The sequence below is a fragment of the Erwinia sp. HR93 genome (genome assembly GCF_034555055.1).
In the GTDB taxonomy this organism is placed as follows: Bacteria; Pseudomonadota; Gammaproteobacteria; order Enterobacterales; family Enterobacteriaceae; genus Apirhabdus; species Apirhabdus apintestini.
Map to the genome: position 1 here is coordinate 2,503,785 of NZ_JAXUDP010000001.1, position 26,587 is coordinate 2,530,371.

Annotated in this window: 24 protein-coding genes, 5 tRNA genes and 4 other RNA genes; 30 read left to right on the plus strand and 3 right to left on the minus strand. The window is 51.5% G+C overall.

Annotated features, from left to right (window positions below):
- The first annotated feature begins 574 nt into the window (after positions 1-574).
- The 29 genes from sdhC (at position 575) to pnuC (ending at position 22,858) form a co-directional block, all read left to right on the plus strand.
- Positions 575-979 (plus strand): succinate dehydrogenase cytochrome b556 subunit, encoded by a 405-nt coding sequence (sdhC, locus tag SFA31_RS11645; protein ID WP_322838122.1) that lies wholly within the window; start codon positions 575-577, stop codon positions 977-979.
- On the plus strand, positions 973-1,320 hold the full coding sequence (gene sdhD, locus SFA31_RS11650; protein WP_322838123.1) for a succinate dehydrogenase membrane anchor subunit: 348 nt from the start codon (positions 973-975) through the stop codon (positions 1,318-1,320). Before sdhC ends, sdhD begins: the two co-directional genes overlap by 7 nt.
- Complete coding sequence (gene sdhA / locus SFA31_RS11655; RefSeq protein ID WP_322838124.1) at positions 1,320-3,086, plus strand: succinate dehydrogenase flavoprotein subunit; 1,767 nt, start codon at positions 1,320-1,322, stop codon at positions 3,084-3,086. The genes sdhD and sdhA overlap by 1 nt, the downstream gene beginning before the upstream one ends.
- Before the next feature lie 16 nt (positions 3,087-3,102).
- The gene (locus tag SFA31_RS11660; RefSeq protein ID WP_322838125.1) at positions 3,103-3,819 is read left to right on the plus strand and encodes a succinate dehydrogenase iron-sulfur subunit; all 717 of its coding nucleotides are present in this window, start codon (positions 3,103-3,105) and stop codon (positions 3,817-3,819) included.
- Positions 3,820-4,165: 346 nt separating this feature from the next.
- Positions 4,166-6,973, plus strand: a complete 2,808-nt coding sequence (sucA, locus tag SFA31_RS11665) for a 2-oxoglutarate dehydrogenase E1 component (RefSeq protein ID WP_322838126.1) — start codon at positions 4,166-4,168, stop codon at positions 6,971-6,973.
- Between the two features lie 16 nt (positions 6,974-6,989).
- On the plus strand, positions 6,990-8,201 hold the full coding sequence (gene odhB, locus SFA31_RS11670) for a 2-oxoglutarate dehydrogenase complex dihydrolipoyllysine-residue succinyltransferase (protein ID WP_322838127.1): 1,212 nt from the start codon (positions 6,990-6,992) through the stop codon (positions 8,199-8,201).
- 95 nt (positions 8,202-8,296) lie between these two features.
- Positions 8,297-9,463 (plus strand): ADP-forming succinate--CoA ligase subunit beta, encoded by a 1,167-nt coding sequence (sucC, locus tag SFA31_RS11675; RefSeq protein WP_322838128.1) that lies wholly within the window; start codon positions 8,297-8,299, stop codon positions 9,461-9,463.
- Positions 9,463-10,332 (plus strand): succinate--CoA ligase subunit alpha, encoded by an 870-nt coding sequence (gene sucD, locus SFA31_RS11680; RefSeq protein WP_322838129.1) that lies wholly within the window; start codon positions 9,463-9,465, stop codon positions 10,330-10,332. Before sucC ends, sucD begins: the two co-directional genes overlap by 1 nt.
- Before the next feature lie 999 nt (positions 10,333-11,331).
- Positions 11,332-12,900, plus strand: a complete 1,569-nt coding sequence (cydA, locus tag SFA31_RS11685; RefSeq protein ID WP_322838131.1) for a cytochrome ubiquinol oxidase subunit I — start codon at positions 11,332-11,334, stop codon at positions 12,898-12,900.
- 15 nt (positions 12,901-12,915) lie between these two features.
- Complete coding sequence (gene cydB / locus SFA31_RS11690) at positions 12,916-14,055, plus strand: cytochrome d ubiquinol oxidase subunit II (protein ID WP_322838132.1); 1,140 nt, start codon at positions 12,916-12,918, stop codon at positions 14,053-14,055.
- Positions 14,056-14,069: 14 nt separating this feature from the next.
- Positions 14,070-14,183 carry a cytochrome bd-I oxidase subunit CydX gene (gene cydX / locus SFA31_RS11695; protein ID WP_322838133.1) on the plus strand — a complete coding sequence of 38 codons (114 nt, stop codon included), beginning with the start codon at positions 14,070-14,072 and terminating at the stop codon, positions 14,181-14,183.
- Positions 14,183-14,476 (plus strand): cyd operon protein YbgE, encoded by a 294-nt coding sequence (ybgE, locus tag SFA31_RS11700; protein WP_322838134.1) that lies wholly within the window; start codon positions 14,183-14,185, stop codon positions 14,474-14,476. The genes cydX and ybgE overlap by 1 nt, the downstream gene beginning before the upstream one ends.
- A 131-nt stretch (positions 14,477-14,607) precedes the next feature.
- On the plus strand, positions 14,608-15,012 hold the full coding sequence (ybgC, locus tag SFA31_RS11705) for a tol-pal system-associated acyl-CoA thioesterase (protein ID WP_322838135.1): 405 nt from the start codon (positions 14,608-14,610) through the stop codon (positions 15,010-15,012).
- Entirely contained in the window at positions 15,009-15,701 is a 693-nt protein-coding gene (gene tolQ, locus SFA31_RS11710) for a Tol-Pal system protein TolQ (RefSeq protein WP_322838136.1), read from the plus strand. Before ybgC ends, tolQ begins: the two co-directional genes overlap by 4 nt.
- Positions 15,702-15,703: 2 nt before the next feature.
- Positions 15,704-16,132, plus strand: coding sequence for a colicin uptake protein TolR (gene tolR / locus SFA31_RS11715; RefSeq protein ID WP_322838137.1), 429 nt, complete (start codon positions 15,704-15,706; stop codon positions 16,130-16,132).
- Between the two features lie 38 nt (positions 16,133-16,170).
- The gene (tolA, locus tag SFA31_RS11720) at positions 16,171-17,325 is read left to right on the plus strand and encodes a cell envelope integrity protein TolA (protein WP_322838138.1); all 1,155 of its coding nucleotides are present in this window, start codon (positions 16,171-16,173) and stop codon (positions 17,323-17,325) included.
- Positions 17,326-17,519: 194 nt separating this feature from the next.
- A complete protein-coding gene (tolB, locus tag SFA31_RS11725) occupies positions 17,520-18,812 on the plus strand; it encodes a Tol-Pal system beta propeller repeat protein TolB (protein WP_322838139.1) in 1,293 nt (430 codons plus the stop codon).
- Positions 18,813-18,844: 32 nt separating this feature from the next.
- On the plus strand, positions 18,845-19,384 hold the full coding sequence (gene pal, locus SFA31_RS11730; RefSeq protein ID WP_322838140.1) for a peptidoglycan-associated lipoprotein Pal: 540 nt from the start codon (positions 18,845-18,847) through the stop codon (positions 19,382-19,384).
- A 9-nt stretch (positions 19,385-19,393) separates the two neighbouring features.
- A complete protein-coding gene (gene cpoB / locus SFA31_RS11735; protein WP_322838141.1) occupies positions 19,394-20,191 on the plus strand; it encodes a cell division protein CpoB in 798 nt (265 codons plus the stop codon).
- 162 nt (positions 20,192-20,353) lie between these two features.
- Positions 20,354-20,429, plus strand: a tRNA-Lys gene (locus SFA31_RS11740).
- A gap of 21 nt (positions 20,430-20,450) precedes the next feature.
- A tRNA-Val gene (locus tag SFA31_RS11745) sits at positions 20,451-20,526 on the plus strand.
- A 4-nt stretch (positions 20,527-20,530) separates the two neighbouring features.
- A tRNA-Lys gene (locus SFA31_RS11750) sits at positions 20,531-20,606 on the plus strand.
- 110 nt (positions 20,607-20,716) lie between these two features.
- Positions 20,717-20,792: transfer RNA gene (locus tag SFA31_RS11755), tRNA-Lys, on the plus strand.
- A 111-nt stretch (positions 20,793-20,903) separates the two neighbouring features.
- Positions 20,904-20,979: transfer RNA gene (locus tag SFA31_RS11760), tRNA-Lys, on the plus strand.
- A gap of 21 nt (positions 20,980-21,000) precedes the next feature.
- Positions 21,001-21,134, plus strand: a non-coding RNA gene (locus SFA31_RS11765) — RtT sRNA.
- A 22-nt stretch (positions 21,135-21,156) separates the two neighbouring features.
- Positions 21,157-21,290: non-coding RNA, RtT sRNA (locus tag SFA31_RS11770), on the plus strand.
- A 22-nt stretch (positions 21,291-21,312) separates the two neighbouring features.
- Positions 21,313-21,446: non-coding RNA, RtT sRNA (locus tag SFA31_RS11775), on the plus strand.
- A 21-nt stretch (positions 21,447-21,467) separates the two neighbouring features.
- Positions 21,468-21,601: non-coding RNA, RtT sRNA (locus SFA31_RS11780), on the plus strand.
- Positions 21,602-22,141: 540 nt separating this feature from the next.
- Positions 22,142-22,858 carry a nicotinamide riboside transporter PnuC gene (pnuC, locus tag SFA31_RS11785; RefSeq protein WP_322838142.1) on the plus strand — a complete coding sequence of 239 codons (717 nt, stop codon included), beginning with the start codon at positions 22,142-22,144 and terminating at the stop codon, positions 22,856-22,858.
- Here the strand turns inward: pnuC and zitB are convergent.
- Positions 22,855-23,790, minus strand: a complete 936-nt coding sequence (gene zitB, locus SFA31_RS11790) for a CDF family zinc transporter ZitB (protein ID WP_322838143.1) — start codon at positions 23,788-23,790, stop codon at positions 22,855-22,857. The two genes, pnuC and zitB, sit on opposite strands and share 4 nt — an antisense overlap.
- A 100-nt stretch (positions 23,791-23,890) precedes the next feature.
- Positions 23,891-24,241, minus strand: coding sequence for a YbgS-like family protein (locus tag SFA31_RS11795; RefSeq protein ID WP_322838144.1), 351 nt, complete (start codon positions 24,239-24,241; stop codon positions 23,891-23,893).
- A gap of 319 nt (positions 24,242-24,560) precedes the next feature.
- On the opposite strand from SFA31_RS11795, the gene aroG reads away from it, so the two are divergent.
- Positions 24,561-25,613, plus strand: coding sequence for a 3-deoxy-7-phosphoheptulonate synthase AroG (gene aroG / locus SFA31_RS11800; protein ID WP_322838145.1), 1,053 nt, complete (start codon positions 24,561-24,563; stop codon positions 25,611-25,613).
- 164 nt (positions 25,614-25,777) lie between these two features.
- Here aroG and gpmA read toward each other — a convergent pair whose 3' ends face one another.
- Complete coding sequence (gene gpmA, locus SFA31_RS11805) at positions 25,778-26,530, minus strand: 2,3-diphosphoglycerate-dependent phosphoglycerate mutase (protein ID WP_322838146.1); 753 nt, start codon at positions 26,528-26,530, stop codon at positions 25,778-25,780.
- Positions 26,531-26,587 lie beyond the last annotated feature (57 nt).

A 26,587-nucleotide genomic window follows, 5' to 3' on the forward strand; every position in this document is an offset into this window, starting at 1 on the left:
CCTTCATGATGTTGCCTTATTGTTGTAGAGCGCTTGCTCTGTGGCAAAGGAGAGCCGGGGTACAGAGTGCGCGGCGCACTGGCAACGCATCATTTCGGTAACTAATTAATAATTAAATAGATTGTCAGCTAAAGTTTTGTACCGGACGATCACTATTACTGGCCTTGTCGGCTTTGGTCAATATACTTTTCTGTTACATAACGTATAAGCAGGTAAAAAAATTACCTCATAACTTTTCTGCATTGTATATTTTTATGGCTGATGTTTGTAACAGAAATGTTTAACTTCAGTCAAATCATATGGGTGAAATTTAAAATAATGTTGTTATCGTGATATTGCTCACTGTTTGAATTAAAAGAAGACAAAGTAATTGTATGTTAATTGTAATGATAATGTGAACGCCCTATACTGCCGCCAGGTCTCCGGAAGACTCTGCTATCCCGAGCCACCCAGCGTAGTAACCCGTCAAATTAGCATCTGCGCGCAGTTGTTTTTATATGACGCAGGGTTATAGAAACAGGCGCTGTCTGACCCGCCCGCAGAACCGGAGGAAGGAAACAAAATAAGAACAGCATTGTGGGCGTTATTCATGATAAGAAATGTGAAAAAGCAAAGACCTGTTAATTTGAACCTTGCCACTATTCGTTTTCCTGTAACGGCAATCGCATCCATCCTCCACCGTGTATCTGGCGTAATAACTTTTGTGGCGGTGGGCATCCTGCTATGGTTTCTGGGGCTATCGCTCTCCTCACCTGATGGGTTTCTTACCGCGTCCTCTATTATGGGCAGCCCGGTGATTAAGTTTATTATGTGGGGCATTCTCACCGCTCTGGCGTATCACGTCGTCGTGGGCATTCGCCATATGCTGATGGATTTCGGCTGCCTGGAAGAAACGTTTACCGCAGGTAAGCGTTCGGCGGTTATTTCGTTCGCAATTACCGCAGTGCTTTCAATTCTCGCAGGAGTTTTCCTATGGTAAGCAATGCTTCCGCACTGGGTCGCAATGGTGTGCATGACTTCTTGCTGGTACGCGCTACCGCTATCGTAATCACCCTTTATCTTATCTACATGATTGGTTTTTTTGTCGCCAGTGACGAAATCACCTGGTTATCCTGGACCGCTTTTTTCAGCCTTCCATTTACTCGTGTATTCACGCTACTGGCGCTAATCGTCATCTTGATCCACGCATGGATAGGGATGTGGCAGGTATTGACTGACTATATTAAGCCGGTGGCTATACGTTTGATATTACAGTTGGCGATAGTCGTCGCGCTTCTGGTTTACGTCATTTATGGATTTGTTGTGGTGTGGGGTGTGTAATGAATTTGCCAGTCAGAGAGTTTGATGCTGTTGTTGTTGGCGCCGGTGGTGCAGGTATGCGCGCCGCGCTGCAAATTTCCCAGGCGGGCCAAACCTGCGCCCTGCTGTCCAAAGTTTTTCCCACCCGGTCTCATACGGTCTCTGCGCAGGGAGGGATTACCGTCGCGCTGGGTAATACTCATGAGGATAACTGGGAATGGCATATGTACGACACGGTAAAAGGCTCCGATTATATCGGTGACCAGGATGCCATTGAATACATGTGTAAAACGGGGCCGGAAGCGATTCTGGAACTGGAGCATATGGGCCTGCCGTTTTCCCGCCTGGAAGACGGAAAAATTTATCAGCGCCCTTTCGGCGGACAGTCTAAAAATTTTGGCGGCGAGCAGGCGGCGCGCACCGCGGCGGCGGCGGATCGTACCGGTCACGCTCTGTTGCATACCCTCTATCAGCAAAACCTTAAGAATCATACCACCATCTTTTCTGAATGGTACGCTCTGGATTTAGTCAAAAATCAGGATGGCGCAGTCGTTGGCTGTACCGCTCTCTGTATTGAAACGGGTGAGGTCGTCTATTTTAAAGCCCGCGCTACGGTGCTGGCCACCGGCGGCGCGGGGCGTATCTATCAGTCAACCACCAATGCGCACATTAACACCGGGGACGGCGTGGGCATGGCAATCCGCGCCGGCGTACCGGTGCAGGATATGGAAATGTGGCAGTTCCACCCTACGGGCATCGCCGGTGCAGGCGTTCTGGTAACGGAAGGTTGCCGCGGTGAAGGCGGCTATTTGTTGAATAAAGACGGTGAACGCTTCATGGAGCGTTATGCGCCTAATGCCAAGGATTTGGCGGGTCGTGATGTCGTGGCACGCTCAATCATGATTGAGATCCGGGAAGGGCGCGGCTGCGACGGGCCGTGGGGCCCGCACGCGAAATTGAAGCTCGATCATTTAGGTAAAGACGTGCTGGAATCGCGCCTGCCGGGCATTTTGGAATTGTCGCGCACGTTTGCGCACGTTGACCCTGTTAAAGAACCTATTCCGGTGATCCCAACCTGTCACTACATGATGGGCGGTATCCCGACCAAAGTTACCGGCCAGGCTTTGACCGTGAATGAAAATGGGGAAGATGTCGCGATCCCAGGCTTATTTGCGGTCGGTGAAATCGCCTGCGTTTCGGTACACGGCGCCAATCGCCTGGGGGGGAATTCTCTACTCGATTTGGTGGTGTTTGGGCGCGCTGTGGGAATGCATTTGCAGGAATCAATTGCGGAGCAGGGCGCGCTGCGCGAAGCCAGTGAGTCTGATATCGATGCATCGCTGACACGCCTGAATCGCTGGGAAAATAACAATAGCGGCGAGGATCCGGTTCAAATCCGCAAAGATCTTCAGGAGTGCATGCAGCACAACTTCTCCGTTTTTCGCGAAGGTGATGCGATGGCGAAAGGGCTGGAGCAGCTTAAGGCGATTCGTGAGCGTTTACAGAATGCGCGCCTTGATGATAAATCCCGGGAATTTAATACCCAGCGCGTAGAGTGCCTGGAATTGGATAACCTGATGGAAACCGCGTACGCCACTGCGCAAGCCGCTAATTTCCGCACGGAAAGCCGTGGAGCGCACAGCCGCTTTGATTTCCCCGAACGCGATGATGAAAACTGGCTGTGTCACTCCTTATACCAGCCGCAGCGTGAAACCATGACGCGGCGTCATGTCAACATGCAACCTAAACTGCGTCCGGCGTTTCCGCCGAAAATACGTACTTATTAATAGCGGAGCACAGGTGATGAAACTCGAATTTTCAATTTATCGCTATAACCCGGATGTTGACGACGCGCCGCATATGCAGGATTACACGCTGGACGCGGATGACGGTCGCGACATGATGCTGCTGGATGCGCTGATCCAACTTAAAGAGAAAGACCCCAGTCTGGCGTTTCGCCGCTCCTGTCGTGAAGGCGTTTGTGGCTCGGACGGGTTGAATATGAACGGCAAAAACGGGCTGGCCTGTATCACGCCGCTTTCTACGTTAGGGAATGGAAAGAAAAAAATTGTGATCCGACCCTTACCCGGATTGCCGGTTATTCGGGATCTGGTGGTAGACATGGGGCAATTCTACGCTCAATATGAGAAGATTAAGCCTTACCTGTTGAATAATGGGCAAAATCCACCCGCGCGTGAACATTTACAGTCGCCGGAGCAGCGTGAAAAACTGGATGGTTTATACGAGTGTATTTTATGCGCCTGTTGTTCAACCTCGTGCCCTTCTTTCTGGTGGAATCCGGACAAGTTTATTGGGCCTGCAGGGCTATTAGCGGCATATCGTTTCCTTATTGATAGCCGTGATACGCAAACCGATGCCCGGCTTGACGACCTGAGCGATGCTTTCAGCGTATTCCGCTGTCATAGCATCATGAACTGCGTCAGCGTGTGCCCGAAAGGGTTAAATCCGACGCGCGCGATAGGGCATATCAAGTCAATGTTGCTGCAGCGTAGCGCGTAAAAACGGGAGTGATACGCGGCGTATAAGGGAAGCTTGCAACATCGCAATATCAGGCTTCCCTGCTCATGGCGGCAAGTAAATGCCGCCGGTATGTTCAGGCTTTTTATGGAATGAAAGTAAAGGCAGGAAGCCTTTAAAAACTGTCACAGGCAATGAGATGAAGCCGTGCCGTTAGCGCATATTCTTCTCCGATCGGCGAAATAGCCACAGTGTTTCAGACAGTTTCTAAAGGTTCCTTCGCGGGCCAAAAGACGTGCTCGCTCAGGGATCGCAGGTCACGTATGCGGTTGCATGCGTAGTAGTTATCCACGGCCAAATAAGCATAACAAATGCTTAAGGGACAACGATGCAGAACGGCGCAATGAAAGCCTGGCTGGACTCTTCTTATTTGTCTGGCGCGAACCAGTCCTGGATAGAGCAGCTTTATGAAGACTTCTTAACCGATCCTGATTCGGTGGATGCCGAGTGGCGCTCCATGTTCCAGCAACTTCCGGTTACCGGCGTAAAGCCGGATCAATTCCATTCTAAAACGCGTGATTATTTTCGCAGTCTGGCGAAAGACGCATCTCGCTACTCTTCCTCGCTTAACGACCCTGATACGGATGCCCGCCAGGTTAAAGTACTGCAGCTTATTAATGCCTGGCGTTTTCGCGGGCATCAGGCGGCGAATTTGGACCCGCTAGGGTTATGGCAGCGGGAGGTGGTGCCGGATTTGGACCCTGCATTTCATAATTTAACCGAGAACGATCTTCAGCAAACCTTTAATGTGGGATCGTTTGCTATCGGCCGGGACACCATGAAACTTGCCGATCTGATTGTCGCGCTACGGCAAACCTATGGCGGCTCAATCGGTGCAGAATACATGCATATCACTAACACAGAAGAGAAACGCTGGATCCAGCAGCGTATCGAATCTGTGATGGGGCAGCCCAGCTTCACCGCCGAGGAAAAAAAACGTTTTCTCAGTGAGTTAACGGCGGCAGAAGGGCTGGAGCGTTATCTTGGCGCGAAGTTCCCAGGGGCGAAACGCTTTTCGCTGGAAGGCGGCGATGCGCTGGTTCCCATGCTTAAAGAAATGATTCGACACGGCGGGAAAAATGGCACTCGGGAAGTGGTTCTCGGCATGGCTCACCGCGGGCGGTTGAACGTTCTCATCAATGTCTTGGGTAAAAAACCGCAGGATCTGTTTGATGAGTTCGCCGGTAAGCACAAAGAGCATTTAGGCACGGGTGATGTGAAATATCACATGGGCTTTTCCTCGGATGTTGAAACTGAAGGCGGCTTAGTACATTTGGCGCTGGCGTTTAACCCTTCGCATCTGGAAATTGTTAGCCCTGTCGTCATGGGATCTGTTCGGGCGCGGCTCGATCGGCTGGATAAGCCGGGAATCAACCAGGTATTACCAATTACTATCCATGGCGATGCCGCTGTTACCGGGCAGGGCGTAGTACAAGAAACGCTAAATATGTCGAAGGCCCGCGGCTATGAAGTTGGTGGCACGGTGCGGATAGTCATTAACAACCAGGTCGGTTTTACCACGTCTAACCCGCTGGATGCGCGTTCCACGCCTTACTGCACGGATATTGGAAAAATGGTGCAGGCGCCCATTTTTCACGTCAACGCCGACGATCCTGAAGCCGTTGCGTTTGTCACGCGGCTGGCGCTGGATTTCCGCAATACCTTTAAACGCGATGTCTTTATCGACCTGGTCTGCTATCGCCGCCATGGCCATAACGAAGCCGACGAGCCGAGCGCAACCCAGCCGCTGATGTACCAAAAAATCAAAAAGCATCCCACTCCGCGTAAAATTTATGCGGATCGCCTGGAACAAAAGGGCGTTGCTTCCCTGGAAGATGCCACTGAAATGGTCAACCTGTATCGGGATGCTCTGGATGCCGGGGAATGCGTGGTGGAAGAATGGCGCCCAATGAACCTGCACTCTTTCACCTGGTCGCCTTACCTTAACCATGACTGGGATGAAACTTATCCGCATGTGGTTGAGATGAAACGTCTGCAGGAGCTGGCAAAACGCATCAGTAGCGTCCCTGACACCATCGAAATGCAGTCGCGGGTGGAGAAAATCTATAGCGATCGCCAGGCCATGGCAAAAGGCGAAAAGCCGTTTGACTGGGGTGCGGCAGAAAATCTTGCCTACGCGACGCTAGTGGATGAAGGCATTCCGGTGCGCATTTCCGGCGAAGATTCCGGGCGCGGCACATTCTTTCATCGCCATGCGGTTATCCATAATCAAACCAATGGTTCTACCTGGGTACCGCTGGCACATGTTCACAACGGGCAGGGGGAGTTCAAAGTATGGGATTCCGTGCTGTCTGAAGAAGCAGTGCTGGCCTTTGAATATGGCTACGCCACCGCAGAGCCAAGGACGCTGACTATATGGGAAGCGCAGTTCGGCGATTTCGCGAACGGCGCTCAGGTGGTTATCGATCAATTTATTAGCTCCGGCGAACAAAAATGGGGAAGAATGTGTGGCCTGGTCATGCTGTTACCGCACGGCTATGAAGGCCAGGGGCCGGAACACTCATCCGCTCGCCTTGAGCGTTATCTGCAGCTTTGCGCTGAACAGAATATGCAGGTGTGCGTACCTTCAACGCCGGCACAGGTTTATCACATGCTGCGTCGTCAGGCGCTGCGCGGTATGCGTCGCCCGCTGATTGTTATGTCGCCGAAGTCGCTGCTGCGTCATCCGCTGGCGGTTTCTGACATCAGTGAACTTGCTGGCGGCGTTTTCCAGCCGGCGATTGGCGAAGTGGATGAACTTGACCCGGCTGCTGTCAGGCGCATCGTGCTGTGCGCCGGCAAAGTGTATTACGATTTACTGGAACAGCGCCGGAAATCAGAGCGCCGTGATGTTGCCATCATCCGTATAGAACAGCTCTATCCATTCCCGCATAAAGCGTTACAGGATGTGCTGGCGCCGTATGCACACGTGCGTGATTTTGTATGGTGTCAGGAAGAGCCGCTAAACCAGGGGGCCTGGTACTGCAGCCAGCATCACCTGCGTGAAGCCCTGCCTGACCAGGCGATGCTGCGCTATGCCGGCCGTCCGGCATCCGCTTCGCCCGCCGTGGGTTATATGTCCGTTCACCAGCAGCAGCAAAAAGACCTGGTCAACGATGCGCTGAACATCGATTAATAGCTAAGGATAAAAAATGAGTAGCGTAGATATTCTGGTTCCCGATCTTCCTGAATCTGTTGCTGATGCGACGGTGGCAACCTGGCACAAAAAACCAGGTGATACGGTGTCGCGCGATGACGTTCTGGTTGAAATCGAAACTGATAAAGTCGTACTGGAAGTGCCGGCGGCGGCCGATGGCGTGCTGGATGCAGTACTGGAAGATGAAGGCGCGACCGTAACCTCTCGCCAGATTTTGGGGCGTCTGAAAGAAGGGAATAGCGGCGGTAAGGCGAGCGACGCCAAAGCGCAGGAGAAAGATTCCACGCCTGCTCAGCGCCACTCCGCCAGCCTTGAAGAGCAGAGCAACGATGCATTAAGCCCGGCTATTCGCCGCCTGCTGGCGGAACACGGTCTGGATGCGAGGGCAATGAAAGGCACGGGCGTAGGCGGGCGTTTAACGCGTGAAGACGTGGAAAAGCACCTCGCAGCGCAAGATAAAGCCCCGGCGACCCAGCCTGCAGCGGTGGCTTCCGTGCAGGCGGGCAATCGTTCTGAGAAGCGTGTGCCAATGACGCGCTTGCGTAAGCGCGTGGCGGAGCGCTTGCTGGAAGCGAAAAATTCTACCGCTATGCTGACCACATTTAATGAAGTCAACATGAAGCCAATTATGGATTTGCGTAAGCAATACGGTGAGGCGTTTGAAAAGCGTCACGGCGTGCGCCTCGGCTTTATGTCCTTTTATATTAAGGCGGTTGTTGAAGCGCTGAAACGCTTTCCGGAAGTCAACGCCTCCATTGACGGTGAAGACGTGGTGTACCACAACTACTTTGACGTCAGCATTGCGGTTTCCACGCCGCGCGGCCTGGTGACGCCGGTATTGAAAGACGCTGATTTGCTGGGCATGGCCGACATTGAAAAACGAATTAAAGAGCTGGCGGTGAAAGGTCGTGACGGTAAATTGACCGTTGAGGAGCTAACCGGCGGTAACTTTACGATTACCAACGGCGGCGTTTTTGGTTCACTGATGTCGACGCCGATTATCAATCCGCCACAAAGCGCCATCCTTGGCATGCACGCAATCAAAGATCGCCCGATGGCGGTTGATGGCAAAGTGGAAATTTTGCCGATGATGTATTTGGCGCTCTCATACGATCACCGCCTAATCGACGGGCGCGAGTCCGTAGGTTATCTGGTGGCGATTAAAGAGATGCTGGAAGATCCAACGCGTCTGCTGCTGGACGTATAAGGGTTTTATGCCCGCCTTATAACGTCGCCTCCGCAGAGAGGCGACACCTCTGTACCCTGAGCGTCTGCGCTCTTTTATTTGGATGGACAGAACACATGAACTTACACGAATATCAGGCGAAGCAACTGTTTGCCCGGTATGGCTTGCCGGCTCCGGTAGGCTATGCCTGTACCAGCCCGCGCGAAGCGGAAGAGGCCGCCTCTAAAATAGGTGCGGGTCCGTGGGTCGTCAAATGCCAGGTTCACGCAGGTGGCCGCGGTAAAGCCGGCGGCGTTAAAGTGGTGAACAGTAAAGAAGATATTCGCGCATTCGCTGAGCAGTGGCTCGGAAAACGTCTAGTTACGTATCAGACTGACGCGGCCGGTCAGCCGATTAACCAGGTGCTGGTTGAAGCAGCGACAGATATCGCAAAAGAGCTGTACCTGGGAGCGGTTGTCGATCGCAGTTCCCGCCGCGTGGTATTTATGGCGTCGACTGAAGGCGGGGTGGAAATTGAGAAAGTCGCTGAGGAAACCCCTCATCTTATTCATAAAGTCGCGCTCGACCCTTTAACCGGGCCAATGCCTTACCAGGGACGCGAGCTGGCATTTAAGCTGGGGCTGGAAGCTAAGCAGGTTCAGCAGTTTACGAAAATCTTTATGGGACTGGCGACGCTGTTTCTGGAGCGTGATTTAGCGCTGGTGGAAATTAACCCGCTGGTCATCACCACACAGGGCGATTTAGTGTGCCTTGACGGGAAGTTGAGCGCCGATGGTAATGCGCTATTCCGCCAGCCTGAGCTGCGCGAAATGCGCGATCCTTCTCAGGAAGACTCACGTGAAGCTCATGCCGCACAGTGGGAACTCAACTATGTGGCACTGGATGGAAATATTGGCTGCATGGTGAACGGCGCGGGCCTGGCGATGGGCACGATGGACATCGTTAAGCTGCACGGCGGACAACCGGCAAACTTCCTGGACGTGGGCGGTGGCGCCACCAAAGAGCGCGTCACCGAAGCGTTCAAAATCATCCTCTCGGATGACAACGTAAAGGCCGTGCTGGTGAATATTTTTGGTGGCATCGTGCGCTGCGATCTGATTGCCGATGGGATTATCGGCGCCGTTGCGGAAGTAGGCGTTAATGTGCCAGTAGTGGTACGCCTGGAAGGGAATAACGCAGAGCTGGGCGCGCGTAAACTCGCGGATAGCGGCCTTAATATTATTGCAGCACAAAGTTTGACCGATGCAGCGCAGCAGGTCGTCGCCGCCGTAGGAGGGAAATAATGTCCATTTTGATCGATAAAAATACCAAAGTCATTTGCCAGGGGTTTACCGGCAGCCAGGGCACATTCCACTCTGAACAGGCTCTTGAATACGGTACGCAAATGGTCGGTGGCGTTACGCCGGGTAAAGGCGGTACCACGCATTTAGGTTTGCCGGTGTTCAATACCGTGCGCGAGGCGGTTGATGCTACGGGTGCAAGCGCTTCTGTTATTTACGTCCCGGCCCCCTTCTGTAAAGACTCCATCCTTGAAGCTATCGATGCGGGAATTAAACTCATTATTACCATCACCGAAGGGATCCCCACGCTGGATATGCTCACGGTGAAAGTGAAACTGGATGAAGCGGGCGTTCGCATGATTGGGCCAAACTGCCCCGGCGTAATCACGCCCGGGGAGTGCAAAATCGGCATTATGCCAGGACATATTCATAAACCCGGGAAGATTGGTATCGTATCGCGTTCCGGGACGTTAACCTATGAAGCAGTGAAGCAGACCACGGACTACGGCTTTGGTCAGTCTACCTGCGTTGGCATTGGCGGCGATCCTATCCCTGGCTCTAATTTTATCGATATTCTGAAGCTTTTTCAGGACGACCCTCAAACAGAGGCTATCGTGATGATCGGTGAAATCGGCGGGAGCGCCGAAGAAGAGGCCGCAGCGTATATCAAAGAACATGTCACTAAACCCGTGGTTGGCTACATTGCCGGCGTGACTGCGCCAAAAGGCAAGCGAATGGGGCACGCAGGCGCGATTATTGCGGGTGGGAAAGGCACGGCGGATGAAAAATTTGCGGCGCTGGAAACCGCTGGCGTCAGAACCGTGCGCAGCCTTGCGGATATTGGTGAGGCGTTAAAAAGTGTGATTGGATAAACTAAAACCGCTTGTTGTAAATCAGAAACGCGCTCACATTCAGGCCACCGTAAGGTGGCTTTTTTTTGCTGGCTGAAGCTGTGCTTTGCTAAGAGTGCCATTGATAATGGTTCTCAGCTTATTTCCCGATACGATAATTTTTATCGTACAGGAAAAGATTTTTTAAACATATCTTAGCCCCGCTGCCTGCTATGCGGGGTTTTACGATGCGGGATAATCGCTAACGGTGTGGGAGGTAACAAATCGACGCCCATATGGTTAAGAGGGCGGAAATGGGTAAGGATTTATTACGGGAATGGCTTTCTCAGTAAAAGTTTTAACGTAACTTTAGTCGTAGAAATATTAGCTCATAAAGCCTAGCTTAAGACGTTGCCTGGAGCAAAAATCTTATTTTAAAGTGTATGTTTCTTATTATTTATGTAAACCAGATACTTATAAAACTAATATCAGCCATTATTTACTGACATATGTCGGTATATTTCTGGGATCTTATTGTCATTAACGTATCCTTTAATGCGATTTATTCCTCAATAAGGAAAAGCGTAGCGTTGCGGGAATGATAAAATAACGCATTATATAAAAACATTTATTTAACATTAATCATTTTCCCCTCCTTAAATTACTCAATAAAATTAACATGTATTTATCAGTTAGCCTGAAAATACAAGGAGATTCCCGGGAGTTAGCGAGGTTTTGATAATAATTGCTTTAGATCAAACTGGCTCTTTTTGCTTAAATTCGCTATATATTGTTCTCCGTAAGAAACGCAAAAAAAAGCGCAACAAAAACCTGTTTATTACCGGGTTTTTGCAGCGTAATATAATTGCGGGAACATTCGTTGGTATTTTTTTAACGTATTTGTAAACTTTCCTTGTGAGATTTCTCTTTTTTCATGAGTTAAATCTGACCAGGAGAGAGGCAAATATCTTTCTGTTGGGGTTTACGCTGTGGAGAGAAACGGTGCCACAGCCGTCTTCATGCGAAGAGCAAGGAGTCAAGATGTTTGATATTGTCGAACTGTCGCGCTTACAGTTTGCCTTGACCGCAATGTACCACTTCCTGTTTGTGCCGCTAACGCTAGGAATGGCGTTTTTGCTGGCAATTATGGAAACAGTCTATGTGCTCACGGGTAAACAAATCTATAAAGATATGACCAAATTCTGGGGCAAGTTGTTCGGAATTAACTTTGCCCTCGGGGTCGCTACCGGCCTGACGATGGAGTTCCAGTTCGGAACAAACTGGTCATACTATTCACACTATGTCGGCGATATTTTTGGGGCGCCGCTGGCCATTGAAGGCTTGATGGCTTTCTTCCTTGAGTCGACTTTTGTCGGGCTGTTTTTCTTTGGCTGGGATCGCCTGGGTAAAGTTCAGCATATGGCCGTCACCTGGCTTGTGGCGCTAGGGTCAAACCTCTCCGCGCTCTGGATTTTGGTCGCAAACGGCTGGATGCAAAACCCCGTTGCCTCTGACTTTAATTTTGAAACCATGCGTATGGAAATGGTCAGTTTTTCGGAGCTGGTTCTGAACCCCGTCGCACAGGTTAAGTTTGTGCATACTGTCGCGTCCGGCTACGTCACCGGCACTATGTTTATTTTAGGCATTAGCGCCTGGTATATGTTGAAAGGCCGTGATTTTGCGTTTGCTAAACGCTCCTTTGCCATCGCGGCAAGCTTCGGCATGGCTGCCGTGCTCTCGGTGATTGTACTGGGCGATGAATCCGGTTATGAGATGGGCGACGTGCAAAAGACCAAGCTCGCAGCGATTGAAGCGGAATGGGAAACGCAGCCTGCGCCCGCGTCGTTTACGCTATTTGGTATCCCGGATCAGGATAAACAACAAAACCATTTCCAGATTCAGATTCCTTATGCATTAGGGCTTATCGCTACGCGCTCGGTGGACAAGCAGGTTACCGGTCTGAAAGATCTGATGGTGCAGCACGAAGCTCGTATTCGCAACGGCATGAAAGCTTATCACCTGCTAGAACAGCTGCGCGGTGGTGCTAAAGATCCGGCGCTGCGCGAAGACTTCAATCAGGTGAAAAAAGACCTGGGATATGGGCTACTGTTGAAGCGCTACACGTCTAACGTGACGGACGCGACGGAAGCGCAAATCCAACAGGCCACTAAAGACTCCGTGCCGCGTGTACTGCCGCTTTACTTCGCTTTCCGTATCATGGTGGCATGTGGCTTCCTGCTGCTACTTATCATCGCTGCGTCCTTCTGGACGGTACTACGTAATCGCGTCGGCGAGAAAAAATGGTTACTGCGCGCCGCGCTGTTCGGTATCCCGCTGCCCTGGATTGCCATTGAGTCTGGCTGGTTTGTTGCAGAGTACGGTCGTCAGCCTTGGGCCATCGGTGAAGTACTACCGACCGCGGTGGCAAATTCTACGCTTACGGCAGGCGATCTGATTTTCTCTATGCTGTTGATTTGCGGTCTGTATACGCTATTCCTGGTGGCTGAACTGTATCTGATGTTTAAGTTTGCCCGCCTGGGGCCGAGCAGTTTAAAAACCGGTCGCTATCATTTTGAGCAGTCCGGCACGGCTTCTCAGCCGCTACGCTAAGACAGGAGTCGAGACATGATCGATTATGAAGTATTGCGTTTAATCTGGTGGCTGCTGATCGGTATTTTATTGATTGGTTTTGCCGTGACCGATGGGTTTGATATGGGCGTAGGGATGTTAACCCGCATCCTGGGGCGTACAGATACTGAACGCCGTATCATGATAAATAGCATTGCGCCCCACTGGGATGGTAATCAGGTCTGGCTAATTACCGCCGGTGGCGCATTATTTGCCGCATGGCCTATTGTTTACGCCGCTGCGTTTTCAGGCTTTTATATCGCGATGATTTTAGTACTGGCATCGCTCTTCTTTCGTCCGGTAGGATTTGATTACCGTTCGAAAATTGAAGATATGCGCTGGCGCACCCTGTGGGACTGGGGCATTTTTATCGGAAGCTTTGTCCCGCCGCTGGTGATTGGCGTCGCGTTCGGCAATTTATTGCAGGGCGTACCGTTTCACATGGATGAGTACTCGCGTCTTTATTACACCGGTAATTTCTTCCAGCTACTGAATCCGTTTGGGCTGCTGGCCGGCGTAGTGAGTGTGACGATGATCCTGGCGCAAGGGGGAACTTACCTGCAAATGCGCACCGTGGGAGAACTGCATCTGCGTGCGCGTAAAACGGCGCAAATTGCCGCGCTTATCATGATGGTTTGTTTTGTACTGGCGGGCGTTTGGGTGATGTATGGCATCGAAGGTTATGTTGTAACCTCGGCTATCGACCCGCGTGCGGCGTCAAACCCGTTAAATAAAGAGGTCGCTCGTCAGGCCGGTGCATGGCTGGTCAATTTCCAAACCATGCCAGCGCTATGGGCCGTTCCTGCTCTGGGCGTTGCATTACCGCTGTTGACTATATTGTTCTCCCGGATAGAAAAAGGCGCCTGGGCATTCCTGTTCTCATCATTAACGCTGGCCTGCGTTATTTTAACTGCAGGCATCGCAATGTTTCCGTTTGTCATGCCGTCCAGCACCATGCTGAACGCCAGCCTGACGATGTGGGATGCGACTTCCAGCCATATGACGCTGAATCTAATGACCTATGTCGCCATCGTGTTTGTGCCCATCGTACTGGCTTACACCATTTGGTGTTACTGGAAAATGTTTGGTCGCATCACGAAAGAGCATATTGAAAGCAACACCCACTCTCTGTACTAAGTAAGGAGTTCACTATGTGGTACTTTGCATGGATTTTGGGCACGCTGCTGGCCTGCTCTTTTGGGATAGTTACCGCGCTGGCGCTTGAGCAGGCCGAAGCTACCCATAAAGCGAAAGATAGTGCCTGATGGCGCATATTATCGCATCGCTGTACGCGTTTATGGATAAGAGCCCCCTGCGGGCTCTTTCCCTTATTCTGGCGCTGGCATTCGCGGGTGCCATTTTTTGGGATCCCACGCGCTTTGCTGCGGCAACGGGCGTGTTTAGCGTTTGGCAGGGATTTCTGATGATATGGGCGGTGTGCGCTGGCGTCATACATGGGGTCGGGTTTCGCCCCCGGCGCGTTTTATGGCAAGGCATATTTTGCCCGATGCTGGCGGATATCGTATTGCTGACCGCTTTCGTCATCCTCGTGCTTTAGCCAATAATTCCACTCTTTTCAAGGGCCTTTACGGCCCTTAAATATTTTACGATTCCCAGGCTTCGTCCCATTCCCAACCCTGTATCGCTTGCGTATAGTAGCTACGTTTATTGACATTACCGGGATATAGAGTGAGCACAACGCTATTTCGATGGCCGGTTAGGGTCTACTACGAAGATACCGATGCTGGCGGTGTGGTTTACCACGCCAATTATGTCGCCTTTTATGAGCGGGCGCGTACCGAACTACTACGGCATCGCCGTTTTAACCAGCATGCCCTATTAGAAGAGCGTGTGGCGTTTGTGGTGCGTAAAATGACGCTAGAGTATCTGGCACCGGCCAGGCTCGACGATCTGCTGGAAGTCCAGTCGCAGATAACCGCGGTGCGTGGCACTTCTATGCTTTTCTCGCAAAAAATCGTTAACGCAGACGGTAGAACACTTAATGAAGCTGAAGTGTTGATTGTTTGTGTTGATCCGACCACGATGAAGCCCCGGGCGCTTCCTAAGTCCATTGTTGCGGAGTTCAAGCAGTGACTGACATGAATATCCTTGACTTGTTTTTGAAAGCAAGTCTGCTGGTCAAATTGATCATGCTGGTGTTAATTGGTTTCTCCATCGCGTCCTGGGCCATCATTATCCAACGAACGCGTATTTTGAATGCCGCCTCGCGTGAGGCCGGGGCATTTGAAGATAAATTCTGGTCAGGCATAGATCTCTCTCGCCTTTATCAGGAAAGCCAAGGGCGGCGCGATAGCCTTACCGGCTCGGAGCAGATTTTTTATGCGGGCTTTAAGGAGTTTGCCCGCCTGCACAGGGCGAATAGCCATGCGCCGGAAGCCATTGTTGAAGGTGCCTCCCGGGCTATGCGCATTTCAATGAATCGCGAACTGGAAAGCCTGGAAACGCATATTCCTTTCTTAGGCACAGTGGGATCAATAAGCCCTTATATCGGCTTATTTGGCACCGTTTGGGGCATCATGCACGCTTTTATTGCGCTCGGCGCGGCTAAACAGGCTACTTTGCAGATGGTGGCACCAGGGATAGCCGAAGCGCTGATTGCAACAGCGATCGGTTTGTTCGCTGCAATCCCTGCTGTAATGGCTTATAACCGACTGAATCAGCGGGTCAATAAGCTTGAGCAAGACTACGATAATTTTATGGAAGAGTTTACGGCGATTTTGCATCGTCAGGCGTTTAGTACCAGCGAAACCAACAAGGGGTGAATATGGCCAGATCCCGGGGTCGCAGGCGGCGTGAGCTAAAATCTGAAATTAATATTGTTCCGCTACTGGATGTTTTGCTGGTGCTGTTACTGATATTTATGGCAACGGCGCCTGTTATTACGCAAAGCGTTGAAGTGGACTTGCCTGATGCAACGGATTCCAAAACGGTCAGTACCGATGATAATCCACCGGTAATAGTTGAAGTGGCCGGCGTTGGGCAATACAGCATCGTTATCGGCAAAGAGCGTATGGAACAGTTGCCTGCGGAGCAGGTCGCGGCAGAAGCGCAGCGGCGGCACCAGGAGAACCCGAAAACGCTGTTTCTGATCGGAGGAGCGAAAGACGTTCCTTATGATGAAGTCATTAAAGCGCTTAACCTGCTTCATCAGGCAGGGGTGAAGTCCGTTGGGTTAATGACGCAGCCTATATAGGGCGTTAAAGATGGGCCGAACAGTTTTGAGGAATCAGGGTGTCTAAGGCAACCGAAGAAAATACGAAGCTAAAGCGGGCGATAGCTATTTCGGCCGTGCTGCATATCTTGCTGGTTGCGTTGCTTATCTGGAGCTCGTTTGACGAGCATATGGATGAAGCCGCTGGCGGCGGAGGCGGTTCGGCCATTGATGCCGTGATGGTCGATTCTGGCGCTGTTGTTCAGCAGTATGAAAGCAAGCAACAGGCCAGCGCTCGCCAGGCCGCTGAGCAGAGCAAACAGCGGGCACAGGAAGAGGCGCGGCAAAAAGCGCAGGAGCAGGCGCGCCGGGAAGCGCAGGAGAAAGCGCTCCAGCAGCAAAAACTGGCAGAACAGGCCGCTCAGGAAAAAGCTGCCCAGGAAAAAGCGGTGGCAGAAGCAAAGGCGCAGGCTGAAGCCAAAGAAAAAGCCGAGGCGGATGCCCGCGCGAAAGCTGACGCTGAGGTAAAAGCTAAACAGGCTGCGGCAGAACAGGCTAAAAAGCAGGCTGAAGAAGCGGCGGCTAAAAACGCTGCGGCGCAAAAGAAAGCTCAGGAAGAGGCGGCAAAAAAAGCGAGCCAGGAAGCAGAAAAGAAAGCCATCGCACAGGCAGCCGCTGAGAAAGCCGCTGCCGAAAAAGCGGCCGCGGAAAAGGCGGCTGCCGTAAAAGCGGCGGCGGAGAAAAAAGCCGCAGCAAAAGCGGCCGCAGAGAAAAAGGCGGCAGAGAAAGCAGCGGCAAGTAAAGCGGCTGCCGAAAAAGAGGCTGCCGCCAAAGCGGACGCTCAGGGCGTCGATGATTTGCTCGGAGACCTTAGCTCGGGTAAGAATGCGCCGAAAAGCGGCGGTGGCACGAAACAGAATAATTCTGGAGCGGCCGGGCAGGGAAATGCAAAAAATAACGGGGCTTCTGGCGCTGAGATAAACAGTTATGCAGCGCAAATTAAATCTGCAATTGAGAGTAAATTTTACGACTCTTCTTCTTATGCGGGCAAAACCTGTACGCTGCGCATTAAACTGGCGCCGGATGGTTTGTTATTGAATATCCAGTCAGAAGGTGGAGACGCTGCCCTATGCCAGGCCGCGCTGGCAGCGGCGCGTCAGGCGCATATGCCGAAACCTCCAACTCAGGCCATATATGAAATCTTCAAAAACGCGCCGTTGGATTTTAAACCGTAGATAAGTTTAAAGTTACTTAAGAGGCTGATTACACATTTGGTTGTCACGCCGGGCTCGAGGTTCTGCTATAACTGCTCCAGTGACTTGCAGAATACGGTATTGTTAGTCGTTATTGCGTCGGCGCGGATATCCGCGCAGGGATGTAAAGCTGAACATTATCAGGGGCCGCTATTGGCCTGGGTAAGGGAGATAAAATGAAGCAGGCATTACGAATTGCATTAAGTTTTCTGATGCTGTGGGCTGCAGTCCTGCATGCGGAAGTACGCATTGAAATCACCCAGGGCGTTGACTCTGCGCGTCCAATCGGTGTTGCGCCCTTTAAGTGGGCGGGCCAGGGCGCGGCGCCTGAAGATATCGGAGATATTGTTGCCGCTGATTTGCGTAATAGTGGGAAATTTAACCCGTTGGATCGCGCGCGTTTACCACAGCAGCCGGGTAATGCGCAGGAAGTCCAGCCCCAGGAATGGTCAGCGTTGGGTATTGATGCCGTCGTGGTCGGGCAAATTTCACCTAATCCGGATGGCAGCTACACGGTAGCTTATCAATTGGTCGATACCGGCGGTGCACCTGGTACGGTACTGTCACAAAATAGCTATAAAATAGGCAAACAGTGGTTGCGCTATGCCGCTCACACCGCAAGCGATGAGGTTTTTCAAAAGCTTACGGGTATCAAAGGGGCTTTTAGGACGCGTCTCGCCTATGTGGTGCAAACCAATGGCGGCCAGTTTCCTTATGAACTTCGCGTTGCCGATTACGATGGCTACAATCAGTTTGTCGTGCATCGTTCCGCGCAGCCGCTTATGTCTCCAGCCTGGTCTCCGGACGGCAGTAAAGTTGCCTATGTCACCTTTGAGAGCGGGCGTTCCGCGCTGGTTATCCAGACGTTGTCTAACGGTGCCGTGCGGCAGGTGGCTTCATTCCCTCGTCACAACGGTGCGCCTGCGTTCTCGCCTGATGGCTCGAAGCTCGCCTTTGCGTTATCCAAAACCGGTAGCCTGAATCTGTATGTGATGGATATCGCTTCAGGACAGATCAGACAGGTGACTAACGGACGTAGCAATAATACTGAGCCCTCCTGGTTCCCGGACAGCCAGAACCTGGCATTTACCTCCGATCAGGCTGGGCGTCCTCAGGTATATAAAGTCAACGTTAACGGCGGTGCTGCGCAGCGTCTGACCTGGGAAGGCGCCCAGAATCAGGACACTGACGTCAGCAGCGACGGTAAATTTATGGTAATGGTGAGCTCAAATAATGGGCAACAGCATATTACCAAACAGGATCTGGCTACGGGAGGCGTACAAACGTTATCCTCCACGATGCTGGATGAAACGCCAAGTCTGGCACCGAACGGCACAATGGTTATCTACAGCTCTTCTCAGGGGATGGGATCCGTGCTGAATCTGGTTTCAACCGACGGGCGTTTTAAAGCGCGTCTCCCGGCAACTGATGGCCAGGTTAAATTCCCGGCATGGTCGCCGTATCTCTGATAACAATACTGTGATGAGTTAAGGATCCAAACATGCGATTGAATAAAGTGCTGAAAGGGTTGATGCTGGCGCTGCCTGTAATGGCGATTGCGGCCTGTAGTTCCAATAAAAGCGCTGACAATGACCAGAGCGGCGCTGGCGGCGGAATGATGGGCGCAGGTACGGGAATGGGCGCTGACGGGAGCGGCGCGGGCAACGGTAATACGTCTGCCGATGAACAGGCGCGCCTGCAGATGCAGCAACTGCAGCAGAACAACATCGTCTATTTCGGTTATGACAGCTACGACGTTAGTTCTGAATTTGCGGCAATGCTGGATGCGCATGCGGCGTTTTTGCGCAGCAATCCGTCTTACAAAGTGACCATCGAAGGGCACGCGGATGAGCGCGGTACCCCGGAATACAACATCGCATTGGGCGAGCGTCGCGCTAATGCCGTTAAAATGTACCTACAGGGCAAAGGCGTTTCAGCCGACCAAATGGCCATTGTTTCCTACGGTAAAGAAAAACCTGCAGTATTGGGTCACGATGCAGCCGCGTATGCGAAAAACCGTCGTGCCGTATTGGTTTATTAAGAGAGAAGTATGAGCGGTAATTTCAGATATCACGCATTGAGTCTGACGTTGCTTGTTGGCATAGCGGCCCCCTGGGCCGCTTATGCACAGGCAGCGATTGGAAGCATAGGTTCAGGATCAACGGAAGATCGCGTAACGCAGCTTGAGCGTATCTCAAATGCACATAGCCAATTATTAACGCAACTTCAGCAGCAACTTTCTGATAATCAATCAGATATTGATTCTCTTCGGGGGCAGATACAGGAAAGTCAGTATCAGCTTAGCCAGGTCGTTGAGCGCCAGAAACAAATCTTATTGCAAATGGACAGCCTGAAAGCGGGGGATTCTACCGGGAAAAACGGAGAACCGAATGCGCCAGCGGATGCAGGCGCTCAGGCACCTTCCGCGCAGGCAGCAACGCCTGAAAGCAAAGCTGGCACCGCCATTCAAAGCGGTGATGCGAACGCAGATTATAATGCAGCCTTCGCACTGGTTCAGGATAAATCGCACCAGGATGAGGCAATTAGCGCTTTTCAGGGGTTTGTAAAGAAATATCCTGACTCAACTTTTCAGCCTAACGCAAACTATTGGCTTGGCCAGCTTAGCTATAACAAGGGGCAAAAAGACGATGCAGCACACTATTTTGCTCTGGTGGTAAAAAACTGGCCGAAGTCGCCTAAAGCTTCGGATGCAATGTATAAAGTTGGCGTCATCATGCAGGATAAAGGCGATTCAGCGAAAGCAAAAGCCGTTTATCAACAGGTTATGGCAAAATATCCTGGCAGCAGCGGCGCAAAAATGGCGCAAAAGCGGATTGATGCTTTGTAAGAGATTCGTTTCGGTTTGCGAGCGCCGTTTTTCTGGGCGCAACGCATGAATCCTGACCGGTTAAGTACGGCCAGGCAATTTTTTTGTTGCGCTGAAATCTCAAACCAGTAATATATGCCGCCGTTGCCGAGGGTTATTCCATTGCGGGATCGGTAGCAAAGTGGGTCGTTAGCTCAGTTGGTAGAGCAGTTGACTTTTAATCAATTGGTCGCAGGTTCGAATCCTGCACGACCCACCACTCAACCAAAAGCAGTTCCGTGGGTGATTAGCTCAGCCGGGAGAGCACCTCCCTTACAAGGAGGGGGTCGGCGGTTCGATCCCGTCATCACCCACCACATTGGGTCGTTAGCTCAGTTGGTAGAGCAGTTGACTTTTAATCAATTGGTCGCAGGTTCGAATCCTGCACGACCCACCACTCGCAGCGGTGGAAAGCGAGTCTAAACAGTGAAAGATATACCGCATTGGCGGAAGCCCTTTGGGATGTTTATCTGATCTCCCCCAGTATTGCAATTAGCATAGTATGTTGGGTCGTTAGCTCAGTTGGTAGAGCAGTTGACTTTTAATCAATTGGTCGCAGGTTCGAATCCTGCACGACCCACCACTCGCAGCGGTGGAAAGCGAGTCTAATCCATGAAAGATATACCGCTTTTGCGGAAGTTCTTTGGGATGCTTAACTGAATCTCCCCCGATATTGTAATTAGCGTAGTATTTTGGGTCGTTAGCTCAGTTGGTAGAGCAGTTGACTTTTAATCAATTGGTCGCAGGTTCGAATCCTGCACGACCCACCAATGTAAAAAGCGCCCTAAAGGCGCTTTTTTACTATGCGCAGTTTGTAACGATTCGAAACTGCAGCAGGTTCGGGTCGAGCGCAGTGAGACAACATCGCCGCCTGCGGCGATGGCCCGAAGGGCGAGCGCAGCGAGTCATCCTGCACGACCCACCAGTGTAAAAAAGCGCCCTAAAGGCGCTTTTTTGCTATGCGCAGTTTGTAACGATTCGAAGCTGCAGCAGGTTCGGGTCGAGCGCAGTGAGACAACGGCGCCGCCTGCGGCGACGGCCCGAAGGGTGAGCGCAGCGAGTCATCCTGCACGACCCACCAATGTAAAAAAGCGCCCCAAAGGCGCTTTTTTACTATGCGCAGTTTGTAACGATTCGAAGCTGCAGCAGGTTCGGGTCGAACACAGTGAGACAACATCGCCGCCTGCGGCGATGGCCCAAAGGGCGAGCGCAGCGAGTCATCCTGCACGACCCACCAATGTAAAAAGCGCCCTAAAGGCGCTTTTTTACTATGCGCAGTTTGTAACGATTCGAAGCTGCAGCAGGTTCGGGTCGAGCGCAGTGAGACAACATCGCCGCCTGCGGCGATGGCCCAAAGGGCGAGCGCAGCGAGTCATCCTGCACGACCCACCAGTGTAAAAAAGCGCCCTAAAGGCGCTGCGGAAATTTTTAGTTAAGCCCCACAAGCCGGTTATCCATTATTTTGTATGACGTTACCGCACTGCCTTCCGATTAATCACCCTGCCATCGCTTCTTGAGCGCGCGCTAATAGTTGCATGAATTGTTGCAATGGATGATTTACTGCCAGTCTGCCCCTTAGCTACATTCCGGGTACCACCTCAGCGGGAGCTCAGTCTATATTTACTCCGGCCGCGCCCGGTATGAGTGTGCGTTAATTTATTTGCGCTGCCGGGTTTTCTATAGAAAACTTAGTAAGAGAAATTCCGTATAAAAACGCTTTTATATTTAATATTGTTTACTGTGATAAACATGTGGCAAATAATTTGTTTAAATGAGATACAGGGAAGCGCGCTTAACAGTTTAATGCCATTGCAACCTGAGCGTTAATCACCATTCAGGTCTAAATGGGCGAGCGCGGCTCGCTTCACGTGTACGCAGTTAGATGATTGGCGTTTTCCCAACTTAAAGCACACCGCTGGCGCTGAGGTCAATATGGATTTTTTTAGTACCCAAAATATTATGCTGAACATTCCGCCAGGAGCCGGTGGGTATCCTGTTTCGTGGATTGAAGCTATTGGTACCCTGGCAGGCCTGATTTGTATCTGGCTTGCGAGCTACGAGAAGTTAATCAACTATCTGTTTGGGATCATTAATGTAGTGCTTTTTGCCGTCATATTTTTCCAGATCCAACTCTATGCCAGCCTGCTGCTGCAGCTCTTTTTCTTTGGTGCCAATGTTTATGGCTGGTACGCGTGGTCGCGCCAGAGCCAGCAACAGGCGCTCCTAAAAATTCGCTGGTTATCACGACCAGCGGCGATGATATGGGGCGGCGGAAGCATACTGGCCATTGCGCTGGTGGCGACAGGAATCGATCCTCTTTTTGCATGGCTTTCACGTGCTACGCTGGCGATACTGCATGCCTTTGGCATCAACGTTGCCGCACCTGTATTGGCACCCGATGCTTTCCCGTTTTGGGATGCCTGTATGATGGTACTGTCCATTGTCGCTATGATTTTAATGACGCGTAAATACGTGGAAAATTGGTTATTATGGGCGGTAGTTAACGTAATCAGCATCGGCATCTTTGCCTTGCAGGGCGTGTGGGTAATGGCGCTGGAATATCTGATACTTCTATTTATCGCTCTGAATGGCTGTCGGGTGTGGATAAAAAGCGCGCGCGAACATAGTTCACGCGCGCTGAATCATTAGTGATGATGATGCGGTGAAGAAGCGCTGGTACCTAACTTACAGTCTTCAACGCCGCAGGGTTGATACTCCATCTGCACGGTAGCGTGCGCTATCTGATATTCGTGGGCGAGAAAATGATGGATGCGTTCCAGTAGCTCATCATGATCGTGCGGAGGAATAACCTGAACGTGCAGCGTCATTAGCGGCTGTTCACCTACCAGCCAGAGATGAACGTGATGGATATTACGCACTTCTGGAATAGTGCCGCTCAGGCGCTTCTTTAACGCGGTAATATCAATCGCGCCCGGTGCGCCTTCCAGTAGCTCATTCACACTTTCTTTTAATAGCCGCCACGCACTGCGCAGCACCAAACACGACACCAGAATAGAAAGCAAGGGATCGATAGGCGTCCAGCCGGTCCAGAGAATAACGAAAGCCGCGACAATGGCTCCCACAGAACCTAACAAATCGCCTAGTACGTGCAGTGCGGCCGCGCGAACGTTTATATTGCTTTCTTCGTTATCATGATGCAGTACCCAGAAAGAGAATATATTCGCGACAAGGCCGGCAAAAGCGATAATTAACATCATCCCCCCGGCGACGGGCTGGGGATGATAGAAGCGCGCGATCGCCTCCCAGACAATAAGAATAGTGATAACCACCAGCGCAATCGCGTTAACGAATGCAGCGAGCGTAGTTAAACGCAGCCAGCCGAAAGTATGGCTGGCATTTGGCGGGCGGCGCGCGAAGTGCACTGCCAGCAGTGCCACCAGTAGCGCTGCCGCATCCGTAAGCATGTGCCCGGCGTCAGCCAGTAGTGCTAAGGAGCCAGAAACCAGGCCGCCAATAATTTCCGCCACCATAAATGCGGCAGTAATGGCGAATGCAAGGAAGAGTCGACGCGTATTGCCGTGCGTTGGAGCATCTGAATGATGCGAGTGAGAGTGCGCCATAGTGTTTATGTAGGTAGCCTAATGAAGGACTATTATTGCCTGCGAAAGAATAGATTGTTAATGATTATTTTGCGATAAGGGGGCTGTCGCCCCCTCTCAGTTACTGGGTGGTGCCATCGGTTTTAGGATTGATTTTGTGGCTATCTACGCCCGTCGGCACTTTTTTATTGGTATCCGGGCAGTGCCCATCTTTACACATTGTATTTTTATGCACGTCATCGCTTGTCATTCCGTCACCGGAAAGTGTGCTGCCGCTGTTCGATGAACTACCGCTATTGTTAATTTGAGAATTGTCGATGTCGCGCGGGGGCAGGTTTTCATGCGCGCCCGGAGCAGGCTGACCGGCATCCGCCGCAGCATTCTGCTGGCCGTTATTATTTGCAGCAGCCATAGCAGCTCCGCTACTTAACATGAAGGCCAGGCTCAGAATAAGGCGCATTGATTGTTTCATCGTCGTACTCCCATAGGATATGAGGTTAGGCCGGCTGATGTTCCACCGGTGAGAAGAGTAAGCTCCAAAATATAAATTCAACGCACTAAAGAAATACATATGCAATAGTCAGCATGACATGCTTTTTTCAGGCGTTAATTTCATGATTAACAGTTAGAAAGTGTAGCTGCTTGTTCTGCTTTCGCCACAAACCCCTTCATTTGAGCGTATATCCCGGAATAATCTATCTCGTCTGTAAAACATGGTTTACACCTTCATAGGGACGCGTTAGATTGGATCGCTTGCAATAAAGAGAATTTTCAGCATCTACGGAATCAACATGAACTATCAGAACGACGACACCCGAATTAAAGAGATTAATGAACTTCTTCCTCCGGTAGCATTACTGGAAAAGTTTCCCGCCACGGAACGCGCGGCGCAAACCGTCGCACAGGCACGCACGGCAATTCACACCCTGTTAAAAGGGGAGGACGATCGTCTGCTGGTGGTGATTGGTCCATGCTCTATTCACGATCCTAAAGCCGCGAAAGAGTACGCGAGCCGACTACTGGCGCTGCGTAATGAATTGCATGATGAACTTGAAATTGTCATGCGCGTTTATTTTGAAAAACCGCGCACCACCGTTGGCTGGAAAGGGCTGATTAATGACCCTTACATGGATAACAGCTTCCGCATTAACGACGGCCTGCGCATTGCGCGCAAGCTGCTACTGGATATCAATGATTCTGGTTTGCCTGCGGCAGGCGAGTTTCTGGACATGATTACGCCCCAATATGTTGCCGATCTTATGAGCTGGGGTGCCATCGGTGCGCGTACCACAGAATCTCAGGTTCACCGCGAACTCTCTTCCGGCCTGTCTTGCCCCGTCGGCTTTAAAAATGGCACTGACGGTACGATAAAAGTGGCTATCGATGCCATTAACGCCGCCGGTGCGCCGCACTGTTTCCTTTCCGTAACGAAATGGGGTCATTCTGCCATCGTCAATACGGCGGGCAACGAAGATTGCCATATCATCCTGCGCGGTGGTAAAGAGCCTAACTACAGCGCGCAGCACGTGGCGCAGGTGAAAGAAGGGCTGGCGAAAGCGGGGCTGAGACAGCAGGTGATGATTGATTTCAGCCACGCTAATTCCAGTAAACAATTTCAAAAGCAGATGGACGTAGGTACTGACGTATGCGCGCAAATCGCCGGCGGCGATCGGGCTATCATGGGCGTTATGGTCGAGAGTCATCTGGTTGAAGGTAATCAAAACCCGGACAGCGGCGAGCCGCTGGTATACGGTAAAAGTATTACGGACGCCTGTATCGGCTGGCAGGATACGGATACGCTGCTGCGCCAGCTTGCCCGGGCCGTCAAAGCACGTCGCGCCTAACGCATTCTGTCGGCGCTGGCACAACAGAGGGGCGAAAGCCCCTTTTTTACATTTCTTCAATCAGAACAGACAGGCTCGCAGGCCGCAGGCGTACCGGTGTGGAAGAGAATAAAGCGCTCTGCCGATGCGTATCGGCAGAGGGAGTGTCTTTATATGGCTAAGAATTATTTCGCTTTGCCCTGATTCGCTACCGCTGCCGCTTTAGCCGCAATTTCTTCGGCGTTGCCCAAATAGTAATGTTTAACGGGTTTGAAACTTTCGTCGAACTCATACACCAGCGGTACACCCGTTGGAATATTCAGCTCCAGAATTTCATCTTCGCTCATATTATCGAGGTATTTAACCAGCGCGCGCAGAGAGTTACCGTGCGCGGCCACAATGATGCGCTCGCCGTTTTTCAGACGAGGTAAAATCGTTTCGTTCCAGTAGGGAATAACGCGATCGATAGTTAATGCGAGGCTTTCGGTTACCGGCAGTTCGCTCGCGCTCAATTTTGCATAGCGTGGATCGTGGCCCGGATAGCGCTCATCGTCTTTGGTCAGCTCCGGCGGGGTTACAGCAAAGCCGCGGCGCCACTGTTTTACCTGCTCATCGCCGTATTTTTCGGCGGTTTCAGCTTTGTTCAACCCCTGCAGCGCGCCATAGTGGCGTTCATTCAGCTTCCACGATTTTTCAACGGGCAGCCAGTCCTGGTCCAGTTCATCCATAATATTCCACAGGGTATGAATCGCGCGCTTCAGTACAGAAGTGTATGCGAAGTCAAAGCTATAACCTTCATCTTTTAATAGTTTTCCCGCTGCCTTTGCTTCGCCTTTACCTTTCTCCGACAGATCGACATCGTACCAGCCGGTAAAACGGTTTTCCTGATTCCACTGGCTTTCACCGTGACGCACCAGAACGAGTTTAGTCGTAGCCATTGTCTTACTCCTGTATAAGCGTGAGAGATTGATAACGATTCTCATTATATTGCCGCC

What these genes read in the sequence shown, in the direction of transcription:
- sdhD (WP_322838123.1), top strand. Translation starts at nt 973, where the DNA reads ATGGTAAGCAATGCTTCCGCACTGGGTCGCAATGGTGTGCATGACTTC.
- sdhA (WP_322838124.1), top strand. Translation starts at nt 1,320, where the DNA reads ATGAATTTGCCAGTCAGAGAGTTTGATGCTGTTGTTGTTGGCGCCGGT.
- SFA31_RS11660 (WP_322838125.1), top strand. Translation starts at nt 3,103, where the DNA reads ATGAAACTCGAATTTTCAATTTATCGCTATAACCCGGATGTTGACGAC.
- sucA (WP_322838126.1), top strand. Translation starts at nt 4,166, where the DNA reads ATGCAGAACGGCGCAATGAAAGCCTGGCTGGACTCTTCTTATTTGTCT.
- odhB (WP_322838127.1), top strand. Translation starts at nt 6,990, where the DNA reads ATGAGTAGCGTAGATATTCTGGTTCCCGATCTTCCTGAATCTGTTGCT.
- sucC (WP_322838128.1), top strand. Translation starts at nt 8,297, where the DNA reads ATGAACTTACACGAATATCAGGCGAAGCAACTGTTTGCCCGGTATGGC.
- sucD (WP_322838129.1), top strand. Translation starts at nt 9,463, where the DNA reads ATGTCCATTTTGATCGATAAAAATACCAAAGTCATTTGCCAGGGGTTT.
- cydA (WP_322838131.1), top strand. Translation starts at nt 11,332, where the DNA reads ATGTTTGATATTGTCGAACTGTCGCGCTTACAGTTTGCCTTGACCGCA.
- cydB (WP_322838132.1), top strand. Translation starts at nt 12,916, where the DNA reads ATGATCGATTATGAAGTATTGCGTTTAATCTGGTGGCTGCTGATCGGT.
- cydX (WP_322838133.1), top strand. Translation starts at nt 14,070, where the DNA reads ATGTGGTACTTTGCATGGATTTTGGGCACGCTGCTGGCCTGCTCTTTT.
- ybgE (WP_322838134.1), top strand. Translation starts at nt 14,183, where the DNA reads ATGGCGCATATTATCGCATCGCTGTACGCGTTTATGGATAAGAGCCCC.
- tolR (WP_322838137.1), top strand. Translation starts at nt 15,704, where the DNA reads ATGGCCAGATCCCGGGGTCGCAGGCGGCGTGAGCTAAAATCTGAAATT.
- tolB (WP_322838139.1), top strand. Translation starts at nt 17,520, where the DNA reads ATGAAGCAGGCATTACGAATTGCATTAAGTTTTCTGATGCTGTGGGCT.
- pal (WP_322838140.1), top strand. Translation starts at nt 18,845, where the DNA reads ATGCGATTGAATAAAGTGCTGAAAGGGTTGATGCTGGCGCTGCCTGTA.
- cpoB (WP_322838141.1), top strand. Translation starts at nt 19,394, where the DNA reads ATGAGCGGTAATTTCAGATATCACGCATTGAGTCTGACGTTGCTTGTT.
- pnuC (WP_322838142.1), top strand. Translation starts at nt 22,142, where the DNA reads ATGGATTTTTTTAGTACCCAAAATATTATGCTGAACATTCCGCCAGGA.
- zitB (WP_322838143.1), bottom strand. Translation starts at nt 23,790, where the DNA reads ATGGCGCACTCTCACTCGCATCATTCAGATGCTCCAACGCACGGCAAT.
- SFA31_RS11795 (WP_322838144.1), bottom strand. Translation starts at nt 24,241, where the DNA reads ATGAAACAATCAATGCGCCTTATTCTGAGCCTGGCCTTCATGTTAAGT.
- aroG (WP_322838145.1), top strand. Translation starts at nt 24,561, where the DNA reads ATGAACTATCAGAACGACGACACCCGAATTAAAGAGATTAATGAACTT.
- gpmA (WP_322838146.1), bottom strand. Translation starts at nt 26,530, where the DNA reads ATGGCTACGACTAAACTCGTTCTGGTGCGTCACGGTGAAAGCCAGTGG.